Here is a 12,598-nt window from a genome sequence, read left to right as displayed (position 1 = left end):
ATCTACCCTTGAGGCCCGAAGTTCTCGGCAAAGAACCTGTACCAGTTTTCACCCATGATACCGGCCACTTCTTCATCGTTCAGACCGGTCGCTCGCAACCCGGATTCGATGTTTCCAAAGTCCCGATTGTCCTGAAACCAGGACGGCATCGGGGGGAATCCGGGGTTACTTGCCGACCCCTCGCCATAGTCGATCTGCTTCGACCAACGGCCAACCCGCATCCATTCGACAACGCTGTCGGGCTGATCCTGACACAGATCCGTACCGATCCCCAGATGTTCCGCTCCGTATTTCTCAGCCGTCCGCGCAATCATCTCGCAGAAGCTTTCAAGAGTGCAGTCCGACTTGTCCTTCAGGTGATGAGGATAGACCGAAAACCCCAACATCCCACCGTTTTCAGTCACCGCACGTATTACTTCGTAGCGTTTGTTACGCAGGGCCGGGGCCCAATCAAACGGGTTAGCGTGGGTGATCGCAATCGGACGCTCGGACAGCTCGGCCGCCTCGATCGTGGACCGGTCGGCTGAATGGCTCATGTCAACGACAAGCCCGACCCGGTTCATTTCCTTGATCACCTGACGCCCCATGCGGGTGATCCCAGTGTCTTCGGCCTCGTAGCAGCCTGTCGCCAAAAGCGATTGGTTGTTGTAGGTCAGCTGCATGAATCGCGCGCCCAGTGTATGCACGATTTCGACCAAGCCGATGTCATCTTCGATGGGCGATGGGTTCTGAAACCCAAAGAACACTGCTGTGCGCCCGGTTTCCCGCGCCGTGTCAATGTCGCTGGCCCATTGACCCTTCATGATCAGGTCCGGGTATTGTTCGAACCAGCGGTTCCATTTCTCAAAGTTCAGAACCGTCTCGCGGAAATTCTCGTGATAGGCGATGGTGACGTGGATCGCGTCCACGCCCCCTTCGCGCAATTGCCGAAAGATCTTTTCGGACCAGTTGGCGAATTGCAGCCCGTCGATCCGCATCAGATCGGCTTTCCGGCGCTGATATATGCGGTTTTGACCGTCGTGTAGAACTCGGCCGCAGCCTTGCCCTGTTCACGTGGGCCATAAGAGCTGTCACCACACCCGCCAAAGGGTACATGATAATCCGTGCCCGCTGTGGGCAGGTTTACCGTCACAACCCCGGTGCGTGCATTGCGCCGGAAATGTGTGGCGCGGGCCAGATTTTGCGTGACGATGCCCGAGGTCAGACCGAAATAGGTATCGTTGACCGTTGCCAAAGCCTCATCATAGCTGTCGACCTTGATGACCGAGGTCAATGGCGCGAACATCTCTTCCCGGTTGATGCGCATGTCGTTGGTGGTGTTCAGGAACACGCCGGGGCTCATGTAATACCCATCATGCGGCATCTCCAAACGCTGTCCACCGCAAGCCAGTTCAGCCCCTTCAGATTTGCCCAGATCGACATAGGCCAGGTTCTCGGCCAGTTGCTGCGCGCTGACGACAGGGCCCATCTGAGTCCCCTCTTCCAGCGCGTGACCGACTTTCATCGCCTGAGCACCAGAGACCAGTTTCTCGACAAACGCGTCATGCACAGCAGCATGAACCACCAGCCGCGATGAGGCGGTACATTTCTGACCGGTTCCCCCAAATGCGCCACCCAATGCCAACGAAACGGCAAGGTCGAGGTCGGCGTCGTCCATCACGGCCAGCGCATTTTTCGAACCCATCTCCATCTGCACCTTGGTCAGGTTCTGGATGGCAGCTGCTGCAATGCCCTTGCCCACCGGCACCGATCCGGTGAACGAGATGGCGTTCACCTTCGGGCTTTCCGCCAGCCGTTGCCCAATGGATCGACCCGAGCCCATGACAAGACTAAACAGGCCCTTGGGAATATCCTGACGGTTGATGATCTCGGTCAGGGCCACGGCAGAGGCAGGCGTGATGTTGGCGGGTTTCCAGACTACCGCATTGCCATAGCAGAGCGCCGGCGCGATTTTCCACGAAGCCGTCGCGGTCGGGAAGTTCCACGGGCTGATAACGGCCACAACGCCAACCGCCTCGCGGCGCACGTCAATCTCGATATCAGGACGTACGGAATCCGCGTTCTCGCCGATCTGACGCAGGCATTCAGCTGCATAATAGGTAAAGAACTGACCGGCGCGATAGACCTCGCCCTTCCCTTCTGCAAAGGGTTTACCTTCTTCACGGCTGAGCAAAGTGCCCAGCTCTTCGGCGCGGGCCATCAGTTCGTTGCCAATGTTCATCAACACGGCCTGCTTGCGTTCCAGCCCATAAGCGGCCCATTCGGCTTGCGCGATGCGCGCCTGGTCCAGTGTCGCCTCAAGCTGATCCGCACTGGCTTGTGCGAAATGGCCGATCAGGTCGCTCAGATCAGACGGATTGCGGTTTTCGATTTCACTTTCACCGGCAAGCCATTCGCCAGCGATGAGATTCAGGTTGGTCACGACGGGCCTCAAGTTCAAGAAAGTTTGCCCGAGAATGGACTTTTGGGGCCATATCAGTCAAATTCAAATAAATTTACCAAACTTCAGGAAAACTGAAATTTGACAATCAAGATTGAAATGCTGCGTTGCTTTTGCGTTGTCGCACAAACCGGCAACCTGTCGGAGGCTGCCGACCGGCTGGGACGTACCCAATCCGCTGTCTCGATGACCCTTAAGCAATTTGAAGATCACCTGGGGAAAAAGCTGTTTGTCGGCGAACGTAAAAACCATCTGTCCGCTTTGGGTGAGCAGGTGTTTGAGTTATCCCTCAAACAGGTGCGCCAGTTTGATGAGACAGTGCAATCCATCGAAGCTGCGGCCCACGCTGCCAATGGGTTGATCCGAATAGCGTCCGTCCCCTCGGTCGCCGCGTTGATTTTCCCGTCCGTGCTTGAACACATGACACAATGTTTTCCTGGCGTTAAAGTTGAGCTTCGGGATGCTGATACGCGACAGGTTCTGGACGCGCTTGCAGACGGGAAAGCCGACATTGGAATTGCGTCTGGCTTTCATCCAGTCAAGGGCGTCAAAGCCTATCCCTTTTTCGAAGATCAATTCGGTCTGGTCTGTACGGCTGACCATCCGCTGAATAAAATGGCCGATCCGCCGACCGTGGATGAGGTGGTAACACCCACATTTGTTCGAAATGCCCTGTGTGATCTCATTGAGGCACAGGAATATGTTGAAGCGCTGGAAGGGACCAACGTTACGATTCACAACACCCAGTCCCTGATAGCAATGGTGGCAACTGGAAAGTGGATCACCATCCTTCCCCAAACCGTTGCTCGCATTATCCCTGAAAGCATGGCCTTTCGCACGTTGTCCGATCTACCCGACAGGCGACAGGTCTATTTGTATGTCAAGGAAAAGCCCCGCTTCAAAGCATTGGCAGACGCGTGTAGCACGTTCATTCTTTCCAGCGACCTGACCTAAGGGCTGCAAGTTATCACCTCAGCACCGAACATCAACCGTTCTGGCCCGCTTCTTGCACAATCCAATCCCGAAAAGCTTTTAGCTGCGGCTGTTCAATTGCATCGGATGGGTAAACCAGATGGTAGGATCTTGAAGGCGCAAAATCGTTGTCGAACGGTCGGATCAACTGGCCGGATTGCAATTCGACTTCAATCAACGGCAATAACCCAAGTGATACACCCTGACCCGACAACACCGCCCGGAGCAGAACACTCGAATCGTCTATAATCACACCGGGAAGGTGGTCGCCGGTTTCCACCCCGTGTGCATCGAACCACTCCAGCCAGTCGACTTGATCCTTCCAGTGCAACAGAGGTAGGCGCAGCAGATCCGCAGGCTTCAAAGGGCGCGCACTCTCGGCGATCAGAGTTGGGCTGATGACGGGCGACGTTGGAAATCGCAGCAGCGGTTCCGATGTCAATCTCGGCCAATCTCCGTCCCCCCATGCCAGCATCATGTCGGTCTGACCGTCCGAAAACTCCACCCCGCCCGGGGAATACTGAAGATGCAGGCCCGTTTCGGGAAAGCGTTGCCAAAAGCTGAACAGGCGGCGGGATAACCATTGCGACCCGATCAGCGCGCCGACGCCAACCGTTATAGACGATCTATTCGCTGTCTGGCGTACGTCCTGCACGGCCCGGTCAAGCCGCGCAAATACCGCCTCGCAGGCTTCGGAAAACTGCTGCCCTGCTTCGTTCAAAACAACCGACTGCGCGTGGCGTTCGAACAGGGGACAGCCCAGATGAGCCTCGAGCGATTTGATCTGCGAACTCACGGCTGTGGGCGTCACGCCCAGCTCTGTCGCTGCGCGTTTGAAGTTTCCATACCGCGCGGCAATCCAAAAGACACGAACCGCCCCGAGCGGTGGAACGTCAACGGTGTTTTGGGTCATGAGGGCAATCTGAAGTTATCCTAGATGTAAAGATTCTATATCTGTGCAAAGGGATCAGTGCAATGCAGGCTAATGCTGAACAACATCCCCGCGATGCGGCGCCACTTGGGCAAGCCAGCCAGGAGAGACCCCAGATGCCACGAGATTTGCCTTTGCAGGCCAAATATTACACTCAGCCGGACTGGTTCGAGGTTGATAAGGAAAAAATCTTCTTCCGAAGCTGGCAATGCGTATGCCATGTGTCCGAAATTGCCGATCCGGGCGATTTCAAGACCTTTGCCATTGTGGATGAGGACATCTTTATCATTCGCGCGCAGGATGGTGGTATCAATGCGTACTACAATATCTGTCGCCACCGTGGTCACCCTCTGGTCGAAGGGACAGGCAAGGGCAAGAGGGTTTTGGTCTGCCCTTATCATGCGTGGACGTATGAAATTAACGGCCGACTGCGCCGCGCACCCGGCTCGGTCGAAAGTGATGGCCTAAGCTGCGACCAAATCAATCTGCGTAAAATCCGGGTCGAAGAGTTTTGCGGATTTATCTTTGTCAATCTGGACGAAAATGCCGAACCCATGGGCCCCGATCTAGAAGAATACCGCCAGAACCTGCTGAGCTTTCACGCCGACCCCGGCCAGCTGAAATTCGTTTGCGAAACCGAGATCACGCACGATAGCAACTGGAAGCTTACGGTCGAAAACTACAACGAATGCTACCATTGCCCGACCGTGCACGCGAGCTCGCTGACCCATGGCGTTCTTGAGATGGATGGATACACTACGGTCCCGCATGGCAAGACAATCTGGCATGATGGCAAGGCACAGACGAAGAACGAAAAGCAGTATGACTATGATCTGAATGCCAGCCCACGCGCAGATGATTATGGTGCTTATTGGATCTTTCCCAATGTATCGATGTGCTGTTACCCCGGAGGGTACTTTACGATCCGTCAGTTTTTGCCTGTGGCCTGGAACAAGACGATCTATCGCTATCGATGGTTCTCGAGCGGCAACATCGCGGACGAGGATGTGATCGCATTGATGCACAAGCACAAGGAAACAACCGGGGCCGAAGACGAAGTGGTTGTGTCGAAAATCCAGAAAGGCATGCAAAGCCGCGCGTTCGAGCCGGGGCCTTATGTTATCGGTGACGGCTGCGGCGCGATGAGTGAGGTCGGACTACGACATTTCCACAATTTGTACCGCGAAGCGCTGGGAGAGACGTGATGAGTAACGTGATCCGTCAGGACTTGGCCGCGCTTTATCGCCTTGCTCATCATTACGGCTGGACCGACCTGACATCGACCCATATCTCGGCGCGTCTGCCAGAAGACCCTGACCATTACCTGTTGAACTCTCATGATTTGATGTTCGACGAAATCACGGCTTCGACCCTGACCCGCATGTCGTTCGACGGGCAGGCCGTCGATGACGGGCCGGACAGCAGTAAGATCGTCAATCTGGCCGGACACATCATCCACTCGGGCATCCTGTTGGCCCGGCCTGACGTGAATTACGTGATCCACAGCCACACGCGTGCTGGCGTTGCCGTTTCGGCCATGCCCAATGGGCTGTTGGCCTTGTCCCAACATGCAGGGTTTGTATTAGGCACACTGTCGAGCCATCCCTATCAGGACTCTACAGCAGTTGAGGACGAAGGTGCCCTGTTGGCGCGCGACCTTGGCAACAACTTTGCCATGTTGTTACAGAACCACGGGCTATTGGTGGTCGGACGCACGGCGGCAGAAGCCTTCATTTATCACTACTACCTTGAGATGGCCTGCAAAATTCAGGTCGATATTCTGAGTGCGACGGACAAGCCGATCACGATCACAGACGATGCGATGGATGCCTTGCACGACTGGGGCGCGCCGCAAAACGGACCACATGGGGGCGTCCAGTGGCCAGCACTGATGCGTATGCTGGATCGAAGCGTGCCGGAGTTCCGGTCATGAGTGACAACGACCTAGTCCAAACCCAACGCGAAGGTGCCTGTCTGACTGTTACAATCAACAGACCAGTGAAGGCTAACTCACTGACACACTCGATGCTGGTCTCTCTGCGTGACATCTTCCTTGAAGCCGCCAGTGACACAGGGCTGCGTGCCGTGATTATTACTGGCGCGGGCGGGCGCGTTTTCTGCGCTGGTGCGGATCTCAACACACTTTCAACCCACGTGAACGGCCCAGACCCCTGGGACGAAATGGCCCAAGCGCTCAGAGCTATCCCGGTGCTGACCCTGGCTGCCATTAACGGACCTTGCATCGGCGGGGGTATGACCCTGGCCCTTGCGTGCGACATCCGGGTTTGTGTGACCGAAACACGGTTTTCCTACCCGGTGCTCAAGAACAATGTTTTGCCCGGTCAATACGATGTAAACAGGCTACAAGCGCTAATTGGCCCGGGTCGGAGCGCAGCGATCCTTTTGGGGGGCGATGCCGTCAACGCAGAAGATGCAGCCATGTGGGGTCTGGTCGACCGAATGGTGACGCAAGAGGATTTAGCAGACACCTGCCAAGCATTGTGCGCCCCAGCCATAGCCTCTGCCGACGGGCATCTGAAAACCCTAAAATCCATGCTCGGAAGGAGTTCTTGATGAAAGGTATCCGAATTGTCGACATGACATCCGTCCTGTCCGGGCCGTTCTGCACGTGGTTGATGGCCAGCCTGGGCGCCGACGTCATCAAGGTGGAAAACCCGGCTGGCGACATTGCCCGCACAACTCCGCCGTTCGAGAATGACATCAGCCTCTATTTTGCGTCCCTGAACCGCAACAAGCGCTCGGTCGTTCTGGACCTGAAGACGGAACAGGGCAAAGAAGCCCTGCACAAGCTGCTGGCCACGGCAGATGTGTTTGTCGAGAACATGCGGCCCGGTGTGCGCGACCGGTTGGGATGCAGCGACGCCGATCTGAAACGGATCAACCCGCGCCTGATCTCGGCCTCGATCAGCGGCTTTGGGCAAACCGGAAGCCTTTCGCACCGCCCTGCCTATGACATCGTGGTCCAGGCAATGAGCGGCATGATGAGCATAAACGGAGAGTTGGACGGTGACCCCACCCGCGTCGGCTTTTCGATAGGCGACATCTCGGCCGCGCTGTTCACCACCATCGGCATTCTGCAACGTCTGTATGAGCGCGACGCAAATGGGGTTCAAGACACCAGCCATCTGGACGTGTCCATGCTGGCCTGTCAGTGGGTCTGCCTGGAAAACGCGTTTGCACGCTATCTCAATGCCGGGATCGTTCCAAATCCCATCGGCTCACGCCACCCGTCGATGACCCCTTTTGAGCCCTATCCGACAGCGGACCGGGATATCGTCATAGGTCTGGGCAGCGACAAGGACTGGCCCCGGTTCTGCGAGGCCATCGGGTATCTTGACCTGCTGGATGACCCTCGTTTTCAGGGGGATGAGGCCCGGCTGGCCAATCGCGACGCCTTGGATCAGGTCTTGGGCGCGCATCTGAAGCAGCATACGGCATCTCATTGGATACAGATTTTGATCGACAACAGCATTCCGTGCTCGGTGGTCGAGAACATCCAAACAATTGCAGACAATCCTATCGCAGAAGAATACGCCGCCTTTTCCACCGTAAGCTCTGAAGGGAAAGATATGCGTTTTGCGCGCAACCCCATTGCTGATCGCGGCCTTCAGGAAAACCCGGCACCCCGCCTGGGGCAACATACAAGCGAAGTTCTGTCAGAACTGGGATATGACGATGCAGCCATCGCATCTTTGACACGCTGAACTCAAAACCCTCGGACCAAAACAGGACTATTCGAATGCCCGTGCTTCAAACGCCAGACGGCACAACGCTTTATCACGAGGTGACCGGAAAAGGCGACCCGATTGTGTTTGTTCACGAATTCGGTGGCGACTATCGCAGCTGGTATCGACAGATATCAGAGCTGTCGCGGTCATTTTGCTGCATCACATTTTCGGCGCGCGGGTTTCTTCCGTCTGATATCCCTTCGAACCGTTCCCAATATGGGCAAGAGCAATCGACCGGCGATCTGTTGGCCCTGCTCGATCATCTTAACATAGAAGCCGCGCATCTTGTCGGAACGTCAATGGGCAGCTTCACCAGTCTGGACTTTTCGCTGAACCATCCCGATCGCGTACTCAGCGTGACGCTGGTAGGCAACAGCTCGGGACCCCGGGACGCGGACGAACGGGAAAACTATCGGAAAACCTGGGTCGGGCACGAAATCCAACTGCGCGAAGACCGGGGCGGTGATGGAGCCGTTGCTGTGCTGGAGGATGACACCGCCTATCAGAGTTTTCAGAAAGATGACCCCGAAGGATGGTCAACATATGCCGCAAACCTGCGCGATCAGTCCCCCGAAGGGGCGGTGCATGTGCTGTCCACACTGCATTGGAACCGGCGCTCATTGTTTGACGACGTGGCCCGGCTAAAAGCGTTCGACAAACCCGTTATGCTCGTGACCGGTGATGACGACTACTATCTGGTCGGCGAAACAAATGCCTTTCTCAACGACGTCCTTTCCGATGTCAGATGGCATCGCTTTCCAGCAACCGGTCATTTGGTCAACATCGAACGGGCGGAGGCATTCAACAACCAACTGGCCGAGTTTGTCGGGAAACAGGAATAGCGGACCTAAACCACTCCGGGGTTCCAGCGTACAATCCAAGCCCATATCGACTATGTGGGCTTGGGTCATCAGTGTAGCAATTGCGTCGAGATATGAGAAATGGCTAGTACTGCAGAAACATTGGCAAACTCCGCTGTTCATTCTTTGAGTGCGCTCAGAGCTACCCTCGTCTACGCAACAGTCGGCAGCAGTGGGCTAACCTTGACCGAATTGACGTTTTGAACGACCGTCCGGTGTGAGACGTTGCAGGAAGGGGCAGCCCCATGAGCGATCAATCCAACGAGGCAGACAAAACACAGCGTCGCGAAAGATCAAACATTCTGATCATCATCTCTGACGAGCATCGCAAGGACGCGATGGGATGCATGGGGCACCCAATCGTCAAGACGCCAAACCTGGACGCATTGGCTGCTCGAGGTACGCTTTTTACCAATGCCTACACGCCATCGCCCATGTGTGTGCCAACCCGCGCCGCGATTGCAACCGGTGATCACGTTCACAAGACCCGACACTGGGATAGCGCCTCGCCCTATGATGGACGGATCCGAAGCTGGATGCGTCATTTACGCGATCGGGGAATTCAAACTGTGTCTATCGGCAAGCTTCACTTTCGGTCGACCAAGGACGACAACGGATTCTCTGAAGAAATCCTGCCAATGCACGTCGTGGGCGGCGTCGGATGGCCCATCGGCCTCCTTCGCGAAACCCCTCAACCTTATGATGCGGCGGCCGAATTGGCCGCCGACGTTGGTGTTGGAAACAGCACTTATACCGACTACGACCGAGAGATCACGAAAGCTGCCGAAGCGTGGCTGCACAAACAAACAGGCTCGGATCAACCTTGGGCCGCGTTCGTGTCACTGGTCAGCCCCCATTACCCGCTCACGTGCCCGGAAGAGTATTATACCATGTATTACCCGGCACAAATCGACTTGCCGGTAGGCTATGAGGATCGCTTCCGGCCAGAGCACACCGAATTGCGCAATGTCGCTGAGTTCTTCGATTACGAGAAGTACTTTGATGAGCAAAAAATGCGTGAAGCGAAAGCCGCCTACTATGGCCTTACGAGTTTCATGGATGATTGCGTCGGCCGCATTCTGAGCGCTCTGGAAAAAAGTGGTCAGGCAGACGACACAGTTGTGGTTTATGTCTCGGACCATGGGGACATGATGGGTGATCAGGGATTTTGGACAAAACAGGTGATGTACGAACAATCCGCCGGTGTGCCCATGATCCTCGCAGGGCCTGGCGTTCCTAAAAGGCGCAAGGTGACCACTGGAGCTTCACTGGTGGACCTGGCCGCGACTGCGGTAGACGTCACAGGTGTATCCCATGACGAAACAAGCCGTGATTTGCCAGGTATTTCTCTGCGCGAACTGGCTCTTGAAGCAGACAATCCCGACCGCACGATCCTGAGCGAATACCATGATGGTGGGTCAACCACCGGGACATTCATGATACGGTGGCAGCGTTGGAAATACGTTCACTATGTCGGCCATGATCCGCAACTTTTCGATCTTACAAACGATCCTAATGAACTTCGGGATCTTGTGGCTCTGCAAGCAGATGACCCGCAGACAATAGCTGCATTAGCGGAAGGCGAACATCGTTTGAGAAAGATTTGCGACCCGGAAACCGTCAACACATTGTGCTTCGCGGACCAGAAAGCACGCATAGCCGAACTGGGCGGAAAGGAAGCTTGCCTGACAGCTTATTGCTTCAACCACACGCCCACGCCACGCGAGCAGGAAAAGATGCGCGAAGCAAGCGCTTTGTGAGATTGTCTATTGGAATATTCGCAACGGAAACCGACCGCCGCTAACCCAAGAAAAAGAAGATGCGATGGTAAAACGTGCAAAAGAACCACCAAGGGAAAACAGTTGTTTAAGCTGTGGATCGACAAACTTTCGGAGCGCTGATGCAATTCGGATTATCTTGATAAAGCGATCACTAGGCGGTCAAATATGTCAAAGTTGACGTTTCCGCTATTTGAACCTCTGACCTTTTGGTTTTGAACCTGAGGAGGTTTGATCGTTAAGCCCACAGTCCAGTGGACTGTTTGTAGATCGACTGGTCTGTGTTGGGATTTTCCGACGCTGGTTGCGGGAGCAGGATTTGAACCTGCGACCTTCAGGTTATGAGCCTGACGAGCTACCGGGCTGCTCCATCCCGCGACACTTTGCGTTGGTCTACCGCCTATTCGGCTACTTGAGACCGTTTGTTGGCCTATCGCTTACGCTGCTTGAGGCCGGGTAGTGTTCTTTTCATCGTATTAGAGAGATTGTTGGGCTTTTTCTAGGTTTGGCGGTGACCTACTCTCCCGGGGCTTAAGCCCAAGTACCATTGGCGCGGCAGTGCTTAACTTCCGGGTTCGGTATGGGACCGGGTGTTTCACTTGCGCTATGACCACCAAACCGAGGAAAAGCCCATGTCGACTTTCTTGCGGAGCAAGAAAGCGACGGGTGGCAGGCAGCGTATTCGCTTGCGAATGCGCGGTGCCACTCGGTTGTGTTTATCAACCAACAGTGCCGCTTGGTGCGACACGGTTATCCAAACCAAGGTCGGTGTATGCTTTTGGTTTGATTTGTCTTTCTGTTACTGGATCAAATCAAGCCTATCGGGCGATTAGTACCGGTCAACTGAACGCATTACTGCGCTTACATCTCCGGCCTATTGACGTGGTGGTCTTCCACGGCCCTCAGGGAGACCTTGTTTTGAGGGGGGCTTCCCGCTTAGATGCCTTCAGCGGTTATCCTGTCCGATCATAGCTACCCAGCACTGCCGTTGGCACGACAACTGGTCCACCAGTGGATCGTTCACCCCGGTCCTCTCGTACTAGGGGCAACTCCTCTCAAGTCTCCTACACCCACGGCAGATAGGGACCGAACTGTCTCACGACGTTCTAAACCCAGCTCACGTACCTCTTTAAACGGCGAACAGCCGTACCCTTGGGACCTGCTCCAGCCCCAGGATGAGATGAGCCGACATCGAGGTGCCAAACACTGCCGTCGATATGGACTCTTGGGCAGTATCAGCCTGTTATCCCCGGCGTACCTTTTATCCGTTGAGCGATGGCCCTTCCACTCGGGACCACCGGATCACTATGGCCGTCTTTCGACTCTGCTCGACTTGTCAGTCTTGCAGTCAGGCTGGCTTCTGCCATTGCACTCAACGAGCGATTTCCGACCGCTCTGAGCCAACCTTCGCGCGCCTCCGTTACGCTTTAGGAGGCGACCGCCCCAGTCAAACTACCCGCCACGCAGGGTCCCGGATCCGGATAACGGACCGCGGTTAGACATCAAGAGTGCGAAGGGTGGTATCTCAAGGGAGGCTCCACGGATACTTGCGTTTCCGCTTCAAAGCCTACCACCTATCCTGCACATCACAATCCTGATGCCAGTGCGAAGCTGTAGTAAAGGTGCACGGGGTCTTTCCGTCTAACCGCGGGAAGCCTGCATCTTGACAGGCAATTCAATTTCGCTGAGTCGATGTTGGAGACAGCGGGGAAGTCGTTACGCCATTCGTGCAGGTCGGAACTTACCCGACAAGGAATTTCGCTACCTTAGGACCGTTATAGTTACGGCCGCCGTTTACCTGGGCTTCAATTCAAGGCTCTCACCTCTCCTTTTAACCTTCAGGCACCGGGCAGGCGTCAGACCCTATA

General features: G+C 55.4%; 10 protein-coding genes, 1 tRNA gene and 2 rRNA genes (1 of these 13 cut by a window edge). 7 read left to right on the top strand and 6 right to left on the bottom strand.

Translation table 11 applies throughout. The features are described from left to right. Positions 1 to 2 precede the first annotated feature (2 nt). The gene (locus tag GS646_RS02775; RefSeq protein ID WP_171648530.1) at positions 3 to 977 is read right to left on the bottom strand and encodes a membrane dipeptidase; all 975 of its coding nucleotides are present in this window, start codon (positions 975 to 977) and stop codon (positions 3 to 5) included. Then, the gene (locus GS646_RS02770) at positions 977 to 2,422 is read right to left on the bottom strand and encodes an aldehyde dehydrogenase family protein (RefSeq protein WP_171188774.1); all 1,446 of its coding nucleotides are present in this window, start codon (positions 2,420 to 2,422) and stop codon (positions 977 to 979) included. Before GS646_RS02770 ends, GS646_RS02775 begins: the two co-directional genes overlap by 1 nt. Before the next feature lie 99 nt (positions 2,423 to 2,521). On the opposite strand from GS646_RS02770, the gene GS646_RS02765 reads away from it, so the two are divergent. Next, on the top strand, positions 2,522 to 3,394 hold the full coding sequence (locus tag GS646_RS02765) for a LysR family transcriptional regulator (protein ID WP_171188771.1): 873 nt from the start codon (positions 2,522 to 2,524) through the stop codon (positions 3,392 to 3,394). A 31-nt stretch (positions 3,395 to 3,425) separates the two neighbouring features. Here the strand turns inward: GS646_RS02765 and GS646_RS02760 are convergent, their stop codons facing one another. Then, positions 3,426 to 4,325 (bottom strand): LysR substrate-binding domain-containing protein, encoded by a 900-nt coding sequence (locus GS646_RS02760; protein ID WP_171188769.1) that lies wholly within the window; start codon positions 4,323 to 4,325, stop codon positions 3,426 to 3,428. Between the two features lie 134 nt (positions 4,326 to 4,459). On the opposite strand from GS646_RS02760, the gene GS646_RS02755 reads away from it, so the two are divergent. The 6 genes from GS646_RS02755 (at position 4,460) to GS646_RS02730 (ending at position 10,712) form a co-directional block, all read left to right on the top strand. Beyond that, the gene (locus tag GS646_RS02755; protein WP_171188767.1) at positions 4,460 to 5,548 is read left to right on the top strand and encodes an aromatic ring-hydroxylating dioxygenase subunit alpha; all 1,089 of its coding nucleotides are present in this window, start codon (positions 4,460 to 4,462) and stop codon (positions 5,546 to 5,548) included. Continuing rightward, positions 5,548 to 6,276, top strand: a complete 729-nt coding sequence (locus GS646_RS02750; RefSeq protein WP_171648532.1) for a class II aldolase/adducin family protein — start codon at positions 5,548 to 5,550, stop codon at positions 6,274 to 6,276. Before GS646_RS02755 ends, GS646_RS02750 begins: the two co-directional genes overlap by 1 nt. After that, positions 6,273 to 6,917: an enoyl-CoA hydratase/isomerase family protein gene (locus tag GS646_RS02745; RefSeq protein ID WP_171188764.1), complete on the top strand. Its 645-nt coding sequence runs from the start codon at positions 6,273 to 6,275 to the stop codon at positions 6,915 to 6,917. Before GS646_RS02750 ends, GS646_RS02745 begins: the two co-directional genes overlap by 4 nt. Continuing rightward, on the top strand, positions 6,917 to 8,068 hold the full coding sequence (locus GS646_RS02740; RefSeq protein ID WP_171648534.1) for a CaiB/BaiF CoA-transferase family protein: 1,152 nt from the start codon (positions 6,917 to 6,919) through the stop codon (positions 8,066 to 8,068). Before GS646_RS02745 ends, GS646_RS02740 begins: the two co-directional genes overlap by 1 nt. Positions 8,069 to 8,103: 35 nt before the next feature. Further along, positions 8,104 to 8,934 carry an alpha/beta fold hydrolase gene (locus tag GS646_RS02735; RefSeq protein WP_171648536.1) on the top strand — a complete coding sequence of 277 codons (831 nt, stop codon included), beginning with the start codon at positions 8,104 to 8,106 and terminating at the stop codon, positions 8,932 to 8,934. A gap of 263 nt (positions 8,935 to 9,197) precedes the next feature. Further along, a complete protein-coding gene (locus GS646_RS02730; RefSeq protein WP_171648538.1) occupies positions 9,198 to 10,712 on the top strand; it encodes a sulfatase-like hydrolase/transferase in 1,515 nt (504 codons plus the stop codon). Positions 10,713 to 11,031: 319 nt separating this feature from the next. On the opposite strand, the gene GS646_RS02725 is transcribed toward GS646_RS02730, so the two are convergent. The 3 genes from GS646_RS02725 to GS646_RS02715 form a co-directional block, all read right to left on the bottom strand. Next, a tRNA-Met gene (locus tag GS646_RS02725) sits at positions 11,032 to 11,108 on the bottom strand. A 125-nt stretch (positions 11,109 to 11,233) separates the two neighbouring features. After that, positions 11,234 to 11,348 (bottom strand): 5S ribosomal RNA (gene rrf, locus GS646_RS02720). Positions 11,349 to 11,538: 190 nt separating this feature from the next. After that, a 23S ribosomal RNA gene (locus tag GS646_RS02715) occupies positions 11,539 to 12,598 on the bottom strand (it continues 1,806 nt past the right edge of the window).

It is taken from the genome of Ruegeria sp. HKCCD4315, from assembly GCF_013112245.1.
Lineage (GTDB): Bacteria > Pseudomonadota > Alphaproteobacteria > Rhodobacterales > Rhodobacteraceae > Ruegeria.
This window is presented reverse-complemented; position numbering and strand designations above follow the sequence as displayed.